The following is a 19,596-nucleotide window of genomic DNA, read 5'->3' on the forward strand; positions in this document are numbered from 1 at the left end:
TCAACCAATTATGGAATATTATAGGGTGCCGGATAGAGAAGGAGGAATCTCTATGCGTGAGTTGATCGGGCTCATCCTGAATCATCAGGAAAAATTGGTCAAACGCATTCTTGACTCTGCCAAAAGCGCTGGTTTCACGGCGTTCACCTCGACACTTGAAGAGCCGTGGATCGTCTCAATTAACGGTCTTTCCCAGGCAATGGCCAAATCGGTAACAGTGAGCGAGACACTTTCTGAAATAACGGTATCGTCGATTCAAACGGTCAACCCCGAGGCGCAATTTGGGATGGAAGAAGCCCTTCGGCACCGGAATAGAGGCATTCGTCTGGAGATGTTTTTGTCGATGATGAAGCTCTACAGGCAAGTTTATATTGACCTCGTTGCCGAGTCAGTGGGCGATGCCTCAAAAAGAGCGCTCTTTGAAAAATGGATTATTCGATTTTTTGATTTAAACGAAATCTCCTTTTGCGCGGAATGGGTCTCGCACCCGTTTGAAACGGTTCTTCAGGAAATGCAGGCGTGCAATATTGATTTGACAAACGAAAAAAACAAATATTTAACGATCTTTGAAAGTATGCCGACACCGGCCATTCTGCTTGATGCGGCGCATTTGTGCGTCAATATCAATTACGCGGCAATGCGCCTGTTTGACAAAGACCCATTATCACCCGACAGGGCGTATTATCTCGATGCCAGTGATAAACGAGATGTTAAGGATGCGCTGCCCTTCCTCTATGAACCTTTTTTAGAGTTTTCACGGGAGAACAAGACCGTCAAAACGATCGAGCTGGATTATAATTCGGCTCGGCTTGGAAAACGCGCGCTGCTTGTCAAGTTTCATAAAATGCGCGATGTCAGCAATAAATTTACGGGGACAATTATTCTCGTTGACGATATGACGGAAAATAAGAAGTTTGAGGAGCAGCTGCGGTTTTTAAGCTTTCACGACAGGCTGACAGGCCTTTTTAACAGAGCGTATCTCGAAGAGATCTTTGAGCGCTTTGCAGCAGGACGCTATGATCCCGTCGCGCTTATCACCATCGATATTGACGGGCTCAAGCTCGTGAACGATCATTGCGGCCATCACGCCGGAGACGCGCTGCTCGTCGCCGTGGGCAGCATATTGACGAACTGCTTTGAGGACGACGAAATTGTCGTGCGTATCGGCGGCGATGAATTTGTTGTCATTCTGCCGTCGTGCGACTCGAAGTCGGCAAGAGCGGCACGTGAAAAGCTGCGCGCAACCGTTGAAAGCTATAACAAGGAGACGTCGTCCGCACCGGTGAGCATTTCAGTAGGATGGTCAGTCGGCTATCTTCGCTCTGCGACCAGTTACCATGAACTGATGATTACGGCTGACAGAAGCATGTACGAAGAAAAGCAGACGAACCACAAAAATTACGAGCGGCGTTTTGCCGATTATTTGGAGAAAACGAAAATTGCCGAGTTTTGACGCCATATAAAAAACGGACGCAGGATGTGCCTGCGTCCGTTTTCTTCTATGTCAATTAATACATGCCACCCATGTCCGGTGCTGCCGGGGCGGGGGCGGGAGGTTCCGGGATATCCGCGACAAGGGACTCCGTCGTCAAGACCATCGCGGCGACGGATGCCGCGTTCTCAAGTGCTGAACGGCAGACCTTCGTCGGGTCAACGATGCCGGACTTAATAAGGTCTGTGTATTCCTCTTTATAGGCGTCAAAGCCGAAAGCGGCGTCGGCGCTTGATTTGACCTTGTCAAGGATGACGGCACCCTCAAGTCCGGCGTTGGCGGCAATCTGCTTAATGGGGGCTTCCAGCGCTCTGGCGATGAGGGCGATGCCCGTTTTTTCATCACCGCTGGCGTCCTTCAAAAGGGCATCGGCAGCCTTGGCGGCCACAACATAAATCGTACCGCCGCCGGCCACAATACCTTCCTCAACAGCCGCGCGCGTGGCGTTTAAAGCATCCTCGATGCGGAGCTTCTTTTCCTTCATCTCTGTCTCTGTCGCCGCGCCGACCTTGATGACGGCGACGCCACCGGAAATTTTGGCAAGGCGCTCTTGAAGCTTCTCTCTGTCGTAGTCGGAGGTTGTGATATCGATCTCCGTTTTGATTTGCTTAATGCGGGCCTGAATTTCGTTCTGGTCGCCAGCACCGTCCACAAGGATTGTATTTTCTTTGGACATCTTGACCTGACGCGCACGGCCAAGCATATTGATCGTGGCTTCCTTCAGCTCCATGCCGAGCTCTGTGGAAATGACCTGGCCGCCCGTCAGCGCGGCGATGTCACGCAGCATTTCTTTTCGTCTGTCGCCGAAACCGGGCGCTTTGCAGCAGATGCAGACGAAAGTGCCGCGAAGCTTGTTGAGAATGATCGTGGCAAGTGCTTCGCCCTCGATGTCGTCGGCGATGATGACAAGCTTTTTACCAGCCTGAACAACCTGCTCGAGAACGGGGAGAATTTCCTGAATGTTGGAAACCTTTTTGTCGGTTATCAGGATAAACGGATCATCGACAACGGCTTCCATCTTCTCGGAATCTGTGACCATGTAAGGGGTGACATAACCGCGGTCAAACTGCATACCTTCGACAACCTCGGAGTACGTCTCGGCTGTCTTGGATTCTTCAACCGTGATAACGCCGTTTCTGGAGACCTTTTCCATAGCCTCGGAAATCAGCTTGCCGATCGTCTCGTCACCGGAGGAGACAGCGCCGACGCGCGCAATGTCCTCAGAACCGGAGACGGGCTGGGAGTTTGACTTCATCGCTGCGACAGCGGCCACGACAGCTTTTTCAATACCTTTTTTCATGATCATGGGGTTTGCGCCCGCGGCCACATTTTTAATGCCCTCGTGAATGATAGCCTGCGCCAAAACAGTTGCCGAGGTCGTGCCGTCACCGGCGACATCGTTTGTCTTGGAGGCGACTTCCTTCACAAGCTGCGCGCCCATGTTTTCAAACGGGTCCTTCAGCTCAATTTCCTTGGCGATTGTCACACCGTCATTGGTGATGAGGGGAGGGCCGAATTTTTTATCAAGAACGACGTTTCTGCCCTTGGGGCCGATCGTCAGCTTGACGGTATCCGCCAGCTGGTTGACGCCCTTTTCCAGGGCCTTGCGGGCTTCTTCACCGTAAATAATCTGCTTTGCCATATTCTACAAACCTCCTAATTATTGATTATTCGACGACAGCAAGAATGTCGCTCTGCTTGACGATCGTCATCTCAACGCCGTCAACTTTCACTTCTGTACCGGAGTATTTGCCTGTGATGACCCGGTCACCCTTCTTGACAACCATCTTGACCTCGTTGCCGTCGACCAGTCCGCCGGGGCCGACCTCAAGCACTTCGTAAACCTGCGGCTTTTCCTGCGCGGCGCTCGTGAGAATAATACCGCTTTTGGTTGTCTCCTCGGCGGCGACCTGCTTGATGATGACCCTGTCGGCCAATGGTTTCAATGTCATTGTGATTACCTCCAGTATAAAAAATTAATTGCTTATATCATTACTGCTGCGTTAGCACTCTGATATTATGAGTGCTAACGCAGGTATAATAATAGTCCAACATTTAGCAATGTGCAATGTCTATATTCTTGATAACAGCAGTAAAATCACTCAAATAGTCTGAATATTTTAAATTATGTTGGAGATATCTTCTTAAATCTCCTGATATCACACGCATATGGCGTCAGATGAACTGTCAAGATTAAAAAATTGCATGCCACAAGGGAACAAGAAGGAGATGGCGCCGGGAATGATCTGAAACGTGACGGATTTGGCGCGCAAAATCTCGCCGTCGACATTGACAACAATTGTCTCGGGGCTTCTAATGGTCATCGTCTTGCCGCGAATGTGCGTTATCAGCTCGGGCAGCTCGCGAAAGCGGCCAGTAGCGTATTTGCCGACAAGGCGAGCAAACTGGAGCCTTGAAACGGCTTTGACAAGGAGAAAATCAAGCAGTCCGTCGTCCGGCATAGCGTCCGGCACGGGGTTAAAGCCGCCCCCGTAAAATCGGCCGTTGCAGGCGCAGATAAGCGCAAAGCCGCCCTCAAACCGCTCGGACGGTGTTGTTACCGACAATGGTTGGTTAATCCCGCGCAGAACGTTCAGGAGCATGGAAACGAGGTAGCCCGTTGCGCCGCCAATCAGCGGCAGGCCGCTGTATTTGTGGGCGTCGGCACCGATGCGCGCGTCAATGCCGACAGAACAGATGTTGAGGCCGTAACGGCCATTGCAGTCAATCAGATCAAGCGGCATCGTAAAACCGTCGACAAGCGCTTCCAGATTTTTAAACAGGGTGCTGTCCGCCTTGCCGAAGAGCTTCACAAAGTCGTTGCCGGTGCCGCACGGATAATGCGTCACGGCAACATGGCGAAGCCCTGCCGCGCCGCCAACGCATTCGTTCAGCGTCCCGTCACCGCCGCAGGCGTAAACCCGCAGCGGCGTCATGGCCTTGGCTTCTTCCCAGACCTTATCGCGCGCGTCCATCGGCGCTTTGGTGATGTAGATTTCGTAGTCGAGCGCGCGTTTCTGCATCAGATTGTCAATACTTTGTGCGATCGCCTTCAGGCGTCGCTTGACGCCGCCGGCGGCAGGATTGATGATAAAAAGATGCTTCACGATTTCACCGCCACTTTTTCTTGAGTCCGCCGGAAGCTGATAAATCTAATCAAAAATAGCTATCGTCGTCTAATAATACATAAACAACTCGCATTTGATCATGCCATTATAGAGCTTGCGCTTTTTGACGGCCGTCTGGCCAAAGGCGCGTTCGAATTCCGTATGCGAAGAGAGAATATACATTTTCCAATGGTCGAGGTTTTTGACGGCTGCGCCAAACAGGCGGTAAATCCGCTCGGCTTCTCGGTGCGCCATGACGCGCTCACCATACGGCGGATTTGTCACGATAATCCCGCCGGACGTCTGCCGTGCAAAGTCGGCGGCCTCAGAAACGTCAAAACGAATAAGCTTTTCAACACCGGCGCGCTTGGCGTTGGCATTGGCAATCTCAATGCTCTCCGGGTCAATGTCGCCGCCCCAGATGGCATAGGTGCCGTTATATTCCTTGTCGCGCGCTTCAGACGCGGCGCGCGCCCAAAGGCCTTTGTCGAGCCAAATCCAGCGCTCGGCAGCAAAGTGCCGGTTTATGCCGGGCGCGCGGTTAAGCGCCGCCAGCGCCGCTTCAATCGGCAGCGTGCCGGAGCCGCAAAACGGGTCGCAGAGCTCCTCCTTGCCGCGGTACCGCGCAAGCTTTACCATAGCAGCAGCCAGCGTCTCACGCAGCGGGGCGGCGTTGCCGACGGGGCGGTAGCCGCGTTTGTGCAGCCCAGCGCCCGACGTGTCGATATACAGCGCGGCGATATCATTCATGATGGCAAACTGAACCTGATACACAGCGCCAGTCTCTTTGAGCCAATCAAGTTTATATTTGGCCTTCAGGCGCTCAACGATAGCCTTTTTAACAATACTTTGGCAGTCGGGAATAGAGTGGAGGGCAGAATTGAGCGCGTGCCCTTTAACGGGAAAGGCCCCGTCAATGGGGATATAATTTTCCCACGGCATGGCCCGAACGCCCTCAAAAAGCGCATCGAACGTCTCGGCGCGTGTCTGACCGGCAACGAGCAAAACGCGTTCACCGGTGCGAAGATTGATGTTGGCGCGGGCGATGTCGATTTTATCGCCGGTAAAAAGAACGCGCCCGTTTTCGGCGCGGACATCGGTCATATCAAGGCGCTTAAGCTCGTCGGCAACGAGCCCCTCCAAGCCGAACAGCGTCGGTACGCACATTTTTAAATCCATACAGAAACCTTTTTCTTTCGTCAATTCACTGGAAAGCATCATATCACAGGCGGAAAATAATTGCAAACAGCAGTGTTCGACACAAGGCGTGAAAAAGCCGCCTGAAATGACATTTCAGGCGGCACGATACGTTACAGGCGTTCTTTGAGTTGGTTGACCATGGCCTCGATTTCCGGCTTGGCTTCTTCCATCAGTTCGTCCCAGTCGCCGACGTAGCAGTAGGCGTTGTCACCAGAGCCTTCAATGCGCCGGATATACCCGTCAAACATCGCCCAGTCACGCGCGTAGACGTGAAAGCTGTTGGCGCGGTGTGTGTACGTGCCGACGGTAACGCCGACGGCCTCGGCAATGCGCTGCTGCAGCATAATGAGCGCGAAGGCGTTCATAAAGGCTGCTTTTGTGGCATCGTTTGAGCGGAACAGCACCTTGCAGTGGAGCTTGCCGTCACGGATGAGAAAGTGGATATTCTGCAAACAAGCCGGTGAGCCGGTGTGCATATCCGCCTCGCTGCGAATGCTGATAACAGCGCGGCGGGAATCCGGATTGCGGCGCAGCTCGCCGATGACCCAGGGGATTTGCCGTTCCATGCGCTGATGATACGTGTATTCCCAATTTCCGCGGCCAACCTCAAAATCAAGAATCCCGTCCAGCATCTCCTGCCGGTACTGCTCGAGGGAGCGTGGGTCGCCGATAAAAAACTTCGTGATCATCGGCTCTGTCAGCGGCTCTTTGACGACAAACGTCATGGAGGCTTCCTTTTGCTCTGTGTTGTAATCGGGGCAGGGGAGCGTCATGTGCTCGCGGTAAAGCGCTAAAAGGGCATTATGGTAGGCTTCCGGCAGCGTTACACCGGTTACGAAATGTTCAAACATGGCGATTCCTCATTTATCTGTATAATGTAGCGGGGTACTGTTCCGATACCGCAGGTAGACATATTCGATGCCGTTGTATGTTTTCGTCTCGCCGTTTTTATCAAGCGACCAGTTCGTCATCTCGTCAAGGTTTGGGAAGAAGGCGTCCGACTCGGGGGCAGCTTTAATTTTCGTCACATAAGCATACTGGCAGTAATCGAGCAGCATTTTAAAAACTGTGCCGCCGCCCACAACATGCACCGTCTCAAGATCCGTATCTCCCAGAGCTTTAAAAAGCTCGTCAAGGGAGGTGACCACGTCGGCGCCGTCTATTTTAAGGTCTTTGTTGCGCGAAATGACAATATTTCGTCTGCCGGGCAGCGGCTTTTTGCCGGGGAAATCGAGAAGCGTCCTGTGACCGACAATCATCGTCTCACCGATCGTCAACTCGCGGAAGTAATGCCTGTCCTCCGGTATGACAATCGTCTGCGTCCCCCCATACCCGATGCCCCAGTTTTGATCTACGGCAACAATGAGATCCATAATGCCTCCTGTTTTTATAAAATAACAACGGTAATACCGTTGTTGTGGCGCTCTAAATCGCTGTCACGCCGCAGGTCGGGGCAATGCTCAAAGGCGCGGCGCGTAGTCTCGTCAAAAATTGAAAAATCTTCGCCGGTGATGAAATCACGGATGAGCCCCTTCTGTTTCTGCTCGCCAAGATAGCGGCGCGCCTCTATGCGGATTTTTCCGCCCTTACCGGTCGAACCGTACCCGTGAATGACCTTTAAGGCTGAAAAACCGAGGGTTTTAGCCGTGCGCAGGTGATAAGTAAGGCGGCGGATCGCGTCGTTTGACGTCGGCAGATCGGCCTTAATGTTGATTTCGGTAAGCCCTCCTGCCACGTTCACACCGCCTTTTACTGAAGGTTGACAAACATATTATAATCGTGTATTTTAAGTAATGCAATACGGAGAGGTATCGAAGTGGTCATAACGGGGCTGACTCGAAATCAGTTTGCGCGCAAGCGCACGTGGGTTCGAATCCCACCCTCTCCGCCAAAATAGGACAGCCGCCATCGGGCGGCTGTTTTTCGTTGTTAATTACAACCGATTCTGCTGCAATGGATATATGGCGACTTATAGAGAAATACTGACAAAGGCGAAAAACGGACTAAACTCAATGAAAAATACGGAACGAAAGGATGTTTACCATAGGAATCGTCTCAACCCTCACCGACAAATATCAAAAATGCATTGACGCCTGCAACCGCTGCGCGCAGGCGTGCGACGAGTGCACGAAGCTCTGCCTGAACGAAGCTGACGTGCAGGCGCGAAAAAGCTGTATCGGAATTTTGATTGAATGCGCGGCGCTCTGCAAGCAGGCAGCCTGCTTCATGTCTTTTGACGCGCAACATGCGAAAGATTTATGCAGGCTCTGCGCGACCGTGTGCGAAAAATGCGCCGCAGAATGTGGCATGTTTAAGGACGACCACTGCGTCAAATGCGCAAGTGAATGCACCGCCTGCGCTGCTGAATGCAAAGCCATGGCACAGTAACGATCAAATTTGCAAAAACCACGCTGGAGACTGCTCCGGCGTGGTTTTTTATATTAAGAAAAAGATTAATGGAAACACTACAGGAGGAGGTGTTATGATGGTAGCACGCAAATCAGTCATCACATTCGGCATGGTTGCGATCCCGATTGCCTTGTACACGGCAACGCAGGATAACGACATCCATTTCAATCAGCTTCATAAGGATGACAACAGTCGCATCCGATATAAGAAAACCTGCGTCCACTGCGGCAAAGAACTGGCGGCTGAGGATATCGTGAAAGGATTTGAATACGACAAGGATCAATATGTCGTCGTGACAGACGAAGAGATCGAAAAAATCAAGACGGAAAAGGAAAAGTCTATTCAGATCCTGCATTTCGCGCAGCTCAATCAAATATCGCCCGTTTATTACGATAAAACATATCAGGCGGCGCCCGAAACAGGCGGCGAAAAGGCCTTCGAATTGCTGCGGGCCGCGCTGATGGCCGAGCAGAAAATCGCCATCGGCAAAACCGTTATGGGGACAAAGGATACGCTGATGGCCATCATTCCGCGCGACGACGGTATTTTGATCTCCACGATGTTTTACGCCGACGACATGAAGGCGCTTCAAAAGCAATATGCCAAACCGGATGTATCCGAGCAGGAGCTTGTTATGGCGAAAACCCTCATTAATTCGATGGACACGCCCTTTGACCCGTCAAAATACAAGGACGAGTATCAGGTCAAGTTAAAAGAACTCGTTGAGACGAAAATTTCCGGTAAAGAGGTCGTCGCACCAGAAGCGCAGGGTGCCGGTAAGGTCATTGACCTGATGGAAGCCCTGAAGGCAAGCGTTGAAAAGGCCAAGAAAGATAAGGAAACGGCGTAACATTCATGATGGAGCTTGACGCGTACAACCGAAAAAGAAATTTCGAAAAGACCTTGGAACCGGAAGGCATTTCAGACGGTTCGGAAGAAGGCTTGCGCTTTGTCGTGCAGCACCACATGGCCCGCCGTGACCACTATGACTTTCGCCTCGAATGGGATGGCGTTTTGTTGAGCTGGGCGGTGCCCAAAGGGCCTTCCTATAATACCCGGGATAAACGGCTGGCCATACAGGTTGAAAACCATCCGCTGGAATACAGAAACTTCGAGGGGACGATTCCTAAAGGGGAATACGGCGGCGGTGTCGTCATGCTCTGGGACGAGGGCTTCTGGACGCCTTTCGGGGATGTGGCGGAAGGCCTTGAAAACGGCAGCCTAAAATTTGAGCTTAAAGGTCGTCGGCTCAAGGGCAAATGGGCGATTATTCGGCTGAAGGGGAAGGCGGCCGAGACGCAGGATAACTGGCTTTTGCTTAAGGAAAAGGACGAATACGCCAAAACGACAGACGGCATCTCTGACTTGACGACAAGCGTCAGAACAGGGCGCACGATGACGGAAATTGAAGCGGGGGCCGATGAGAAAAATACAAAAAACCCTTTCAGCACAGCAGATGTACAGCTTGCAAAACTAACCAAGACGATTCCAGACGGGACGGATTGGCTTTTTGAACTCAAATACGACGGTTACAGGATACTGGCGTATCTTGAAGGCGGCAGCGTGCGCCTCATCAGCAGAAACGGGAACGATTATACGGGGCGGTTCCAAAGCGTTGCCACAGCCCTCGCCGATTGGGCAGACGGCAGAGCGATGATTCTGGACGGCGAAATGACGGTGGCGGACGCGTCGGGCAAGACGGATTTTCAGGCGCTTCAAAATTACCTCAAGAACCCAAGACGCCAAAATCTGACCTATATGATCTTTGACTTGCTGGCGCTCGACGGCAGAGACCTGCGAGAGGAGCCACTTGTTAAAAGGAAGGATACGCTTGAGGCGCTGCTGCGGGATGCGCCGCCAAGTCTCCGCTACAGCCGCCATGTCCGGGGAAGCGGGAAGGAGAGTTTTGCGGCTGCCTGCAAAATGGGGATGGAAGGAATCGTCGGGAAAAGAGCGGACTCCGTTTACAGCAGCACCAGAAACGGTGATTGGATCAAGCTCAAGTGCGAAAGAAGGCAGGAATTCGTCATCGGCGGTTATACGTTGACGGACAAAAAAACAAGCGGCGTCAGCGCGCTTTTGCTTGGCGTTTATGAAGGAGACAACCTCTTCTTTGTCGGGCGTGCTGGAACAGGCATGAGCGAATCGGACGCGAAAGAGCTCGAACAAAAATTTGCGCAGATCGGAAGGGCGGCCTCTCCTTTTAGGCTCGCCCCGAAGGCAAGGCCAAATGAAGCAATAACATGGCTTGAGCCGGAATTGGTCGCTGAAATCAGGTTTGCCGAATGGACGAAGGATCATCTCTTAAGGCAGGCCAGCTTCAAAGGCCTGCGCCTAGACAAAAGTCCAAAGACTGTAATTATAGAAAGAGCGGATGACGAGACATTTGACGATTTATCTGATGAAGATAGGGAGGGCAGGCCGGTGGAAACCGTAAAAAACGATCTGATCGTCGCGGGCGTCAAAATTACACATCCCGACAAGGTGCTGTTTGACGATCCCCCGATTACCAAAATCGATGTGATCCGATATTACAAAAAGGTATCCGAGCGCATGCTTCCTTACGTTTCGCACAGGGTTTTAAGCATCGTTCGCTGCCCAAAGGGCATCTCCCAAACCTGCTTTTATAAAAAGCACCCCGGGCAGGGTGAGAGCGGCATCGTCACGATTCCGGTTTCCAATAGCGAAGGCGGCACGGAAGATTATTTTTATCTTGAGAACCTAACCGGCCTGATTTCGGAAGTGCAGATGGGAACGCTGGAGTTTCACACCTGGGGAAGCCGTATAGACGCGCTTGAAAAGCCGGATGTGATGGTTTTTGATCTGGATCCCGACGAAGGGATGGACCTTGACAGGGTACGGCAGGGGGTAAAAGACCTGAAAAGTATTCTGGACGAGTTGTCGCTTATATCGTACCTCAAGACAAGCGGTGGCAAGGGATATCATGTGGTTATTCCTTTTAAGCCTGCTGCCCCATGGGATGCTTTTCACGATTTTGCAAGGCGCGTGGCCGAGGTTATGGAGCAGAAATGGCCGGATCGCTACACAAGCAATGTCAGAAAAGCAAAACGGACGGATAGGATATTTATCGACTGGATTCGAAACGGGAGAGGCGCCACGAGCATTGCCCCCTATTCCGTCAGAGCGCGGAAAGGCGCGAAAGTGTCTATGCCCATTTCATGGGATGCGCTTGACGCGGTCGCACCCGACGGTGTTGATATGCAAGAAGCGCTCCTGAGAATCGGGAGGGAAGACCCATGGAAAGATTTCTTTACGGTGAATCAGCATCTCAAATGATCGGATCCCCGAATCTGCAAGCTCGCATTGAGCGTTGCATAATGGCCGCAAACTGTTCCTGCAGCCTATTGGCAGCGGCGTTTTATTTCATACCGAACAGGGCGAGCAGCTTTTCCCAGAAGGTCGGGTTGTTTTCTTGAATGGAAACGGCCGTGTCCTTTTCTGGGATATTGATCGTGCCGGTTTTAAACACAAACTGAACGGAAGTGACGTTTGTGTTTTTCGGCGATACGAAGGATTTTACCGCGTCGCTGCCGGATATCCCCAAAAGCAAATCATCAATCTGACCGGCAACATCACTTTTCATATCTTTTGTGCCGTCGCGCAGCTGCGCCGTGCCGCTCTTATATTCAGAGATGCCTTCTTTAAGACTCGAAATCGCGGCGCTCAGCTTGACGCCGCCGTCGTAGAGCCCCTGCGCGGCGGCAGCCATCTGAGAAAGCGAGCCATCGAGGCCCTGCGCGCCGCTACTTAAATCTGAAGCACCAGACGCCAGACGGGAGACGCCGTCCGTGTATGCGATGATGCCATCGGCAAACGAGACGACACCGTCCAACTGCGACTTAACTTCGGCAAAAGCAGCGTTTGCGGATAAAACTTCGCTGTAATTTTCCGGTGTCAGCTGTGGAAGCCCCGCACCGGCAAGCGCTGTGTTTGCCGAATCAAAAGCCGCTTGCCGTGACGCGAGGGCCCCGGCGACAAACGCGTCGTTTTGTGAAGCAAGGTCTTTAAGGCCGGTCTCCAGACCGGATATACCGGACGCGAGCTGGGACGCCCCATCAGAGAGGTCTTTAAACCCGCTATTGAATGCGTTTAAGCTGTCGAGATACTGCGTCATTCCGTCACTGAGCTGGCGGACCCCGTCCTGCAAGCCCGCAGCGCCGTCGTCCAGACCCGCGATGGCGTCGGCCAGTTTGCCGAGCTGTCCCGTGAGCGCCGTACCGCTCACATCCATATTGAGGACGAGCCTGATGCCATTGAAGCTCATGGCGGCCATTTCAAGGTCGTGAACGTCGGCGGTGACGGTAATGTCGGCGCCCTTGCCCGGCAGAACGATATAACTGAGCTGTTTGTCGGCCCCGGCGTCGGCTACGGTGGCGCCCTCGGAAACGATGTTCTGGCAGAGTTCAGTGTTCAGGCTAAGGGCGATCTGCAGAGCATCGTTTAAAAAAAACGAACTGTCGGCTTTCGGGTTTTGCGAGACACGAATGTGTATGGAAAGGGTACCGGAGGCTCCGGCAAGCGCGGAAGGGGCGATTTCGCTGCCGTCCAGCGTATACGTGATAGCAAAATTCCACGGAAGTACGGCCGCTTTCGGCGTTCCCTGATAATAAAACCGTTGGGCTGAAGTGCTGACGGACATTTGATCGCCGTTTTGCGTGATTGGGTCGGCATTGGTGAGATTTTCAACGCCCAAATAATCTCCGTAGTCGGTAATGTCACCGGTGTTAAAAATATTGACCACGTCAATGCGCTCGGGCTGTCCGTCTAGGCCGAGTATGGCATAGACCACCTCTTCCTTCTCGGTTGGCGCGCGCTCCGAGGCGGAAGCTGGAATTGTCAGGCTGAGCAGCAGAATGACAGACAGAGTGGCGGAAACGAATTTTTTCATGAGACGACTCCTTACAATCTGCGTCAATTCTCGTTGACGCGAGGCTTCTTGAAACGAAAAGCTGTTTTCTGAACAGCACCGTCAAACAGCGTCAGCAGCGCCGGAAGGACAAGCGCAACCATGAGAAATGACAGAACGGTTCCTCTGCCGAGGAGCAGGCCGAGCTGCGATATGATTGAATTTGACGACGTGGCGGCGAGGATAAAACCGGTGCCGGAAAGAATCACGGCGGAAATAAGGATGACTTCCAGATTATCACTGATCGTTTTCCGTATGGCATCCTTCTTCGGCATGGTTAAGCGATTTGTCGTATAACGGTCGGTCATGAGAATGGCGTAATCTACCGTTGCCCCAAGCTGGACCGTGCTGATAACAAGATATCCGATAAAATTGAAGGAAAGGTCCGAAAAATAGGCAAACGACAGATTTAGCCAGATGGCCGATTCAATTGTAAACACCAGCAGCAGCGGCGTGATCGGGGAGCGGAAGGTCATCAGAAGAATCAGGAAGATCCCGACGATTGCGGCGATATTGACGCTCATGGTGTCGGTGGAGACGACGGCGCGCATATCGTACAGCGTGGCACTCTGGCCGGCCAGCCAGAACGACCCATTGGGGTAAAAGCTGCCTGTCGTATCCAGTATGGCCTTGACAGTGGCGAAGGCTTCGCTCCCTTCGCTTTTTGTATCCGTATTAATAATAACTCTGGCGTAATGATCCGAGTAAAATTGGCTGGTAATTTCCGCAGACGGGTACGACGGCGGTATTTCGGAACCGATGGCGGCCGCGTAAGAGATGACGCCTGTAACGTGCGGTACGTCGCTGAGCGCTGCGTCTAAAAGCGCCTCTTTCCCTGCTTCGCTTTTTGGGACAAGCAGCACAAGTGTGTTGTCACTTCCGAAAACCGACTCGATGGCCGCGTCATCCGCAGCGGCGCTAGTGGAGGCGGAGACTGAGCCCATACCATACTGGAATTCAATGTTGGATTGGGCCAAAAATGCCGGTGCGGCAAGCGTCACGGCTAAAATCAAAAACACCGGGCTGATCTTTGTTACAAGCTTGCCGACAGGGCTGAAGGACGGAATGAAACTTTTATGCCGCGTTTTATCCAAAAGCTTGTAGCTGATGAGCGTCAGCGCCGGTAAAAAGATCATAACGGCGATGAAACTTAAAAGAACGCCCTTGACCAGATTGAACCCAAGGTCGGCCCCGATGCCGAAGCGCATGAAGAGCAGGGCCAAAAATCCCACGAGCGTTGTGCCAGCGCTGGCGGCAACAGACTTTGCGGCCTTTTTCATGGCCAGCGCCATTGCCGCCTCCGGCGGATGCTCACGGCGGTATGTGTCGAAGCTGTGGAGCAGGAATATGGCGTAATCAAGAGAGACGGCCAGCTGTAAAATTGGGCTGACGGCTTTTGTAATAAAGGAAACCTCGCCAAAAAAGACATTTGTGCCCATGTTGATGACCACCGCCACGCCGATCGCAGATAGAAACAGGAGCGGCTCTGCCCATGAATCGGTAGTCAGCAGCAGGATCAGCAAGATAACGGGGAGGAGGATCACCATGGCTTTGACGACCTCGGAAGAGGACAATTTTTGTGTGACGGCAGTGTTGACGGCATCACCGGAAACGACGCCGTTATCCCCTATGATTTCTCGAATGGCGGAGACGGCACGCTTCTCCCGGCCGCTGTCGATGAAGACGGTGAAAAGAGCGGTCGCGTCCTTATAATACTTTTCAACAAGAGCCTGATCGAGAAATGACAAAGGAACGCTGGAGAGCGTTTTGCTGCCGATGACGTCATCCAGCCAGGTGACAGACGTCACACCGTCAACCGATGCGAGCTTTTCTTTGTATGCGCGCGCCTCTTGTACCGTCACGCCGCGCACCATGACGCGGGCATTTGGAAGCGCACCGCCGAATTCGCTTTTCATGATCTCGATGGCCTTGGTGGACTGGGCGTCCTCAGGCAGATAATCTGCCATATTGTAGTTGACAGAGACGAGCAAGCTGAATACGGCGCAGAGAACCGTGAGCACGATAAATACAATCAGAACGCTTTTTTTATGCTGAATGACAGCGTTTGCGATATTTTTCATTAAAACTCCCGAAAAAATGCATTATACGACATGATGTTGACTATATGACACGTGTATAATATAATCCTCGGTGTCAACAAGTCAACGAACAGATCAGAAGGATATGTCAGTTCTCAGACAGAATTTCGAATTATGTTTATTTGTTAACAGTTTATTTACATTCCTAAACAATACGGTCAAAAGTGAAAGAGCGATTATTGTCAAGCAAAACGCATACGGGACGGCGGGTCAAATTCTCCGCCGCTGGGGAGGAAGAAACATGGCCGGCAGGGAAGACAGACGGGTTCAATATACAAAAATGGTCCTCCAAGAGAGCTTTATAAAGCTGCTTGCTGAAAAGGATATCTCGAAGATCACTATCAAGGAAATCTGCGAAGGGGCAAATATTAACCGGGCGACGTTTTACGCCCATTACAGCGACCAATATGATCTGCTGCGCAAAATTGAGGAAGGTCTGTTTGAGAATATTGCAGCCCATCTGCATGGCTGTACATTTGACGCGGGAGATGCGGGTACTATTGACATGGTTGAACAGATTCTTGAATATATCAAAAAAAACGCCTTGCTGTGTAAAATCCTCATCAGCGAGCGCGGCGATTTGGACTTTCAGAAAAGAATCATGATGCTGGTCTATGACAAGGATATTGACGAGCAGATATCCCGCGGCATTATCACGCGCGAAGACGCCGAGTATATTTATTCCTTCAAGATCACCGGTTGCGTGGGCGTCATTCAGAAATGGATTGATAGCGATATAAAAACGTCCACAAGAAGTCTATCGGAGCTTCTGCTCAGACTGGCGGCGCCCCTGTCCACAATGTAATCGCTATTAAGCCAGCGCTGAGAGCTTTGATAGGATAAAAATCGTTCCATTTTGCTGTGAAAAAACGGTACCTTTCGGTACCGTTTTTTTCAATAATTCTGTTTTTCAGCTTAATTATTTATACATCTGTACGCGCTTTGACGACCCGGTTGTATAAGTAACCTTCCGGAATGCCGCACTTGCTGATCGTGATGCTGTCGCTTTCAAAACTCTTGGCGATCGTATTTAAAACAACCATCCCGGGGATAATCGTGTGAAATCGTTCCGGCTCAACTTGTAGAATGCGCCGTGAAAAGCCGCTGCTGTTATCATTGTAGGCCTGTAAAAGTGCCTCGAATTTCGGTGTTTCCATAATCACATTACTCGTCGGGAGATCGTAAAAGTCGTCATAGAGCTTGCAGGCCGTTTTGGCTGTGCCGCCGACGGCAAACAGGTCGCGGACAGTGCCGGAAATGCCTGTCTTTTCTATTTCGTACAATACGCCATTTTTAATTTCCGCGAGTTCCTTTTTCGTCGGCTGAAAGTCGGCGATGTATTTTAAATAGAGATTTAGGGAACCAATCGGCATACTGGCCGCCTGAACGATCTCTTTTTTCTTGAAGATGAGAAGCTCCGTACTTGCCCCGCCGATGTCAATTAAAAGTCCGTCTTCAGAGTCAATGACGCGCAAAGCACCTAAAAAGCCAAAGCGTGCCTCTTCTTCGCCAGTCAAAACGTCAACGTGAAGACCCGTCCCGTCGGTGATTGCCTTGGTTGCCTCGTCCGTATTGGCAATATTGCGCAGGCATGCTGTTGCAAAGACATGATAGATTTTAATATTAAAATTTGTCAGCAGCTCCTTGAAGGTGTTGAGGACCGCGCAAGCTTTGGCGATTCCCGCGCTTGAGAGCTTTTGGTCGTCAACATACGAGACAAGACCAGCCATGACTTTTTTATTGAGCAGCAGCTTTGCCTCGCCCTGCTCATATGTGAATATCGAAAGCCGGATAGTGTTTGAACCGAGATCAATAATTCCGTAAAGCAAAACAAAGTGTCTCCATTCTTTTTAGTCTATTTGCAGGATGATGTATCCGCCTGTATCTATTTTAACATGATAAAAATCAAACGTTAAGAGATTCCGACGGAAGATAAAAAAAGCAGGTTATGATTTCAAAATATACAGAGAAAGACGGAGAAATCGGATGCAAATTTGACACTATGACGAAAATATGATAAACTTATACAAAGAGTTATATATAATTGATTCAATCGGGGCTTTAATACCGGTGATTCAAATTATATCTGACTCTGGTTTTTTTAATTTAAAAAAGGAAGGTGAAAGAAAAAAATGATGAATCGAATGCTGACAGATAAGCTCAATACGAAAAATGAACAGTGGACGGATTGGCAATGGCAGCTCAAACACAGAATAAAAGATATCGGAACGTTTGAAAAGCTGCTGGATATAAAATTTGATACTGAAGAGCGGCAGGAACTGGTTAGAACGCTGGATAAATTTCCGCTGTCCATCACGCCCTATTATCTGTCACTGATCGATAAAAAGGATTTAAAAAACGACCCAATTTATAAACAGGCTTTCCCGAACCCAAGTGAATTGATTGTTCAGAAGCATGAAATGGCCGATCCGCTTGCCGAGGAAAAGGATAGCCCTGTTCCGGGTTTAACGCACCGCTATCCCGACAGAGTCCTGCTGCATGTGAGCAATGTCTGTTCTATGTACTGCAGACACTGTACACGGAAAAGGAAAGTCGGCGACGTTGAAAACATACCTGACCGGGAATCAATCATGAAAGCGATTGACTATATCAGGAATACGCCGCGCGTCAGAGACGTGCTGCTTTCCGGTGGCGACCCATTGATGCTGCCGGATGACTTTATCGACTGGATTTTAACTGAAATCAAGAAAATTGAGCATGTTGAAGTTATCCGGATCGGGACGCGGATGCCAGTTGTTCTGCCGTATAGGATTACGGACGAACTCGTAAACATGCTCAAAAAGCATCATCCGATCTGGATCAACACGCATTTCAACCATCCGAATGAAATAACAGCGTCCTCAAAAGCGGCGCTGAAAAAATTGGCTGACGCGGGTATCCCACTTGGAAATCAGTCGGTTTTGCTCGCAGGCGTCAACGACTGCCCGATCATTATGAAAAGGCTGGTGCATACGCTCGTCAAAAACAGGGTGCGCCCCTATTACCTGTATCAATGTGATCTTTCGGAAGGGCTGACACATTTTCGGACGTCCGTTGGCAAAGGCGTTGAAATTATTGAAAACCTGTTGGGTCATACAAGCGGCTTTGCGGTACCGACGTATGTTATTGACGCACCCGGCGGGGGCGGCAAGATTCCCGTTATGCCGAACTACCTCATTTCGTGGTCGGACAATAAAGTCGTTCTCAGAAATTACGAAGGCATCATCACGACTTACCGAGAGCCGGATTCGTATAAATCAATATCGTGTGACAGGGATTGTGACACTTGCGACTTACAGTTGAATATCGATGAAAAGCAGGAAATAAACGCCGTCGGCATCAGCAGACTGCTGTCGGATTATGATGAAGACATCTCTTTGATCCCTGAAAACAACGCAAGAATAAACAGACGGACTAACACCGTTTCGGAGTCATAGAATGACTGATGCAACAATAAAACTGGGCTCTTCAACACTCCAGCACGGCCCCTTGAACAACAGGGTCTATCTGATGAAGCTCTCTAAAGCCGATTACCCGCAAATCATCGGTCAGATGGAGGACTTGGCGGCCCGTCATCAGTATACCAAAATTTTTGCCAAGATTCCGCAATGGGCAGCTGAAGAATTCGAAAAAAAAGGATATACCACAGAGGCGCGCATTCCTCTTTTCTTTCAAGGGAGGGAAGACGCACGCTTTATAGCCCGATATCTGGATGCATCCAGAAAAATTGAGACAAACGAGGCGGAAGCGGCGCAAATACTTGAAGCTGCCGAAAAAACTAAGATGGCGGTTAAGACGCCTATTCCTGACAGACGGTTTCGCTTCAGCTTGCTGACGGAAAGCGACGCCAACGATTTGGCGGCACTTTACCGGCGCGTTTTTCCATCCTACCCATTTCCCATATTCGATCCGGCGTATCTGAAAAAGACGATGCGTGAAAACGTCGTCTACTTCGGCATCAGAGCTGACGGCGCGCTCGTTGCTGCCGCCTCTTGTGAGATGGACCTGGAAAACAACAATGTAGAAATGACCGATTTTGCCACGCTGGAAGCGTATCGGTCAAAGGGCCTTGCCGGGTATTTGCTTTGCGAGATGGAATGCGAAATGAAAAATAGAGGTGTCCTCACGGCGTATACAATAGCGCGAGCCCTGTCATATGGCATGAATGTGACTTTTGCAAAAATAGGCTATCTATTTGCCGGGACGCTCATCAACAACACGCACATCTCCGGAGGGGTGGAGAGTATGAACGTCTGGTTTAAGCCACTCGGTCAGCATATAACGCCACCCAGCCAGTAAAAATAACAACATGCCGATAAAACAGCGGCTTTCCTCTTACAGGAAAGCCGCTGTTTTATCAGA

General features: G+C 50.9%; 17 protein-coding genes and 1 tRNA gene. 8 read left to right on the plus strand and 10 right to left on the minus strand.

Annotated features, from left to right (window positions below):
* The first annotated feature begins 52 nt into the window (after positions 1-52).
* Positions 53-1,453 carry a diguanylate cyclase gene (locus tag IZU99_05485; protein UOO36748.1) on the plus strand — a complete coding sequence of 467 codons (1,401 nt, stop codon included), beginning with the start codon at positions 53-55 and terminating at the stop codon, positions 1,451-1,453.
* A gap of 55 nt (positions 1,454-1,508) precedes the next feature.
* Here IZU99_05485 and groL read toward each other — a convergent pair whose 3' ends face one another.
* From groL to IZU99_05520, 7 genes are all read right to left on the minus strand, one after another.
* Positions 1,509-3,134 carry a chaperonin GroEL gene (groL, locus tag IZU99_05490; GenBank protein ID UOO36749.1) on the minus strand — a complete coding sequence of 542 codons (1,626 nt, stop codon included), beginning with the start codon at positions 3,132-3,134 and terminating at the stop codon, positions 1,509-1,511.
* 25 nt (positions 3,135-3,159) lie between these two features.
* Complete coding sequence (locus tag IZU99_05495; GenBank protein ID UOO36750.1) at positions 3,160-3,444, minus strand: co-chaperone GroES; 285 nt, start codon at positions 3,442-3,444, stop codon at positions 3,160-3,162.
* Positions 3,445-3,651: 207 nt separating this feature from the next.
* Positions 3,652-4,599 carry a diacylglycerol kinase family lipid kinase gene (locus tag IZU99_05500; protein ID UOO36751.1) on the minus strand — a complete coding sequence of 316 codons (948 nt, stop codon included), beginning with the start codon at positions 4,597-4,599 and terminating at the stop codon, positions 3,652-3,654.
* Between the two features lie 69 nt (positions 4,600-4,668).
* Positions 4,669-5,778: a class I SAM-dependent RNA methyltransferase gene (locus IZU99_05505; GenBank protein UOO36752.1), complete on the minus strand. Its 1,110-nt coding sequence runs from the start codon at positions 5,776-5,778 to the stop codon at positions 4,669-4,671.
* Between the two features lie 131 nt (positions 5,779-5,909).
* Complete coding sequence (locus IZU99_05510) at positions 5,910-6,650, minus strand: hypothetical protein (protein UOO36753.1); 741 nt, start codon at positions 6,648-6,650, stop codon at positions 5,910-5,912.
* A 9-nt stretch (positions 6,651-6,659) separates the two neighbouring features.
* Positions 6,660-7,172 carry a dihydrofolate reductase gene (locus IZU99_05515; GenBank protein UOO36754.1) on the minus strand — a complete coding sequence of 171 codons (513 nt, stop codon included), beginning with the start codon at positions 7,170-7,172 and terminating at the stop codon, positions 6,660-6,662.
* Between the two features lie 14 nt (positions 7,173-7,186).
* On the minus strand, positions 7,187-7,534 hold the full coding sequence (locus tag IZU99_05520) for a hypothetical protein (GenBank protein ID UOO36755.1): 348 nt from the start codon (positions 7,532-7,534) through the stop codon (positions 7,187-7,189).
* Positions 7,535-7,601: 67 nt separating this feature from the next.
* Here IZU99_05520 and IZU99_05525 point away from each other — a divergent pair.
* The 4 genes from IZU99_05525 (at position 7,602) to ligD (ending at position 11,505) form a co-directional block, all read left to right on the plus strand.
* A tRNA-Ser gene (locus tag IZU99_05525) sits at positions 7,602-7,690 on the plus strand.
* Between the two features lie 152 nt (positions 7,691-7,842).
* Positions 7,843-8,187 carry a four-helix bundle copper-binding protein gene (locus IZU99_05530; GenBank protein UOO38758.1) on the plus strand — a complete coding sequence of 115 codons (345 nt, stop codon included), beginning with the start codon at positions 7,843-7,845 and terminating at the stop codon, positions 8,185-8,187.
* Between the two features lie 97 nt (positions 8,188-8,284).
* Complete coding sequence (locus tag IZU99_05535) at positions 8,285-9,058, plus strand: Ku protein (protein ID UOO38759.1); 774 nt, start codon at positions 8,285-8,287, stop codon at positions 9,056-9,058.
* Between the two features lie 5 nt (positions 9,059-9,063).
* A complete protein-coding gene (gene ligD / locus IZU99_05540) occupies positions 9,064-11,505 on the plus strand; it encodes a DNA ligase D (GenBank protein UOO36756.1) in 2,442 nt (813 codons plus the stop codon).
* An 82-nt stretch (positions 11,506-11,587) separates the two neighbouring features.
* Here the strand turns inward: ligD and IZU99_05545 are convergent, their stop codons facing one another.
* On the minus strand, positions 11,588-13,117 hold the full coding sequence (locus IZU99_05545; protein UOO36757.1) for a hypothetical protein: 1,530 nt from the start codon (positions 13,115-13,117) through the stop codon (positions 11,588-11,590).
* A 23-nt stretch (positions 13,118-13,140) separates the two neighbouring features.
* Entirely contained in the window at positions 13,141-15,216 is a 2,076-nt protein-coding gene (locus tag IZU99_05550) for an MMPL family transporter (protein UOO36758.1), read from the minus strand.
* A 259-nt stretch (positions 15,217-15,475) separates the two neighbouring features.
* Between IZU99_05550 and IZU99_05555 the strand changes: the two genes are divergently transcribed.
* Entirely contained in the window at positions 15,476-16,039 is a 564-nt protein-coding gene (locus IZU99_05555; protein ID UOO36759.1) for a TetR/AcrR family transcriptional regulator, read from the plus strand.
* 118 nt (positions 16,040-16,157) lie between these two features.
* Here the strand turns inward: IZU99_05555 and IZU99_05560 are convergent, their stop codons facing one another.
* A complete protein-coding gene (locus tag IZU99_05560) occupies positions 16,158-17,063 on the minus strand; it encodes a phosphatase (GenBank protein ID UOO36760.1) in 906 nt (301 codons plus the stop codon).
* Positions 17,064-17,366: 303 nt separating this feature from the next.
* Between IZU99_05560 and ablA the strand changes: the two genes are divergently transcribed.
* Together ablA and ablB are read left to right on the plus strand one after the other, a co-directional pair.
* The gene (gene ablA, locus IZU99_05565; GenBank protein ID UOO36761.1) at positions 17,367-18,671 is read left to right on the plus strand and encodes a lysine 2,3-aminomutase; all 1,305 of its coding nucleotides are present in this window, start codon (positions 17,367-17,369) and stop codon (positions 18,669-18,671) included.
* Between the two features lies 1 nt (position 18,672).
* Positions 18,673-19,533 (plus strand): putative beta-lysine N-acetyltransferase, encoded by an 861-nt coding sequence (gene ablB / locus IZU99_05570; GenBank protein ID UOO36762.1) that lies wholly within the window; start codon positions 18,673-18,675, stop codon positions 19,531-19,533.
* Positions 19,534-19,596: the final 63 nt, after the last annotated feature.

It is taken from the genome of Oscillospiraceae bacterium CM, assembly GCA_022870705.1.
GTDB lineage: Bacteria > Bacillota > Clostridia > Oscillospirales > Oscillospiraceae > Sporobacter.

Bases quoted from the DNA above. Each gene is read 5' to 3' on its own strand.
- IZU99_05485 (UOO36748.1), top strand. From the start codon at position 53: ATGCGTGAGTTGATCGGGCTCATCCTGAATCATCAGGAAAAATTGGTC.
- groL (UOO36749.1), bottom strand. From the start codon at position 3,134: ATGGCAAAGCAGATTATTTACGGTGAAGAAGCCCGCAAGGCCCTGGAA.
- IZU99_05495 (UOO36750.1), bottom strand. From the start codon at position 3,444: ATGACATTGAAACCATTGGCCGACAGGGTCATCATCAAGCAGGTCGCC.
- IZU99_05505 (UOO36752.1), bottom strand. From the start codon at position 5,778: ATGGATTTAAAAATGTGCGTACCGACGCTGTTCGGCTTGGAGGGGCTC.
- IZU99_05510 (UOO36753.1), bottom strand. From the start codon at position 6,650: ATGTTTGAACATTTCGTAACCGGTGTAACGCTGCCGGAAGCCTACCAT.
- IZU99_05515 (UOO36754.1), bottom strand. From the start codon at position 7,172: ATGGATCTCATTGTTGCCGTAGATCAAAACTGGGGCATCGGGTATGGG.
- IZU99_05535 (UOO38759.1), top strand. From the start codon at position 8,285: ATGGTAGCACGCAAATCAGTCATCACATTCGGCATGGTTGCGATCCCG.
- ligD (UOO36756.1), top strand. From the start codon at position 9,064: ATGATGGAGCTTGACGCGTACAACCGAAAAAGAAATTTCGAAAAGACC.
- IZU99_05545 (UOO36757.1), bottom strand. From the start codon at position 13,117: ATGAAAAAATTCGTTTCCGCCACTCTGTCTGTCATTCTGCTGCTCAGC.
- IZU99_05550 (UOO36758.1), bottom strand. From the start codon at position 15,216: ATGAAAAATATCGCAAACGCTGTCATTCAGCATAAAAAAAGCGTTCTG.
- IZU99_05555 (UOO36759.1), top strand. From the start codon at position 15,476: ATGGCCGGCAGGGAAGACAGACGGGTTCAATATACAAAAATGGTCCTC.
- ablA (UOO36761.1), top strand. From the start codon at position 17,367: ATGATGAATCGAATGCTGACAGATAAGCTCAATACGAAAAATGAACAG.
- ablB (UOO36762.1), top strand. From the start codon at position 18,673: ATGACTGATGCAACAATAAAACTGGGCTCTTCAACACTCCAGCACGGC.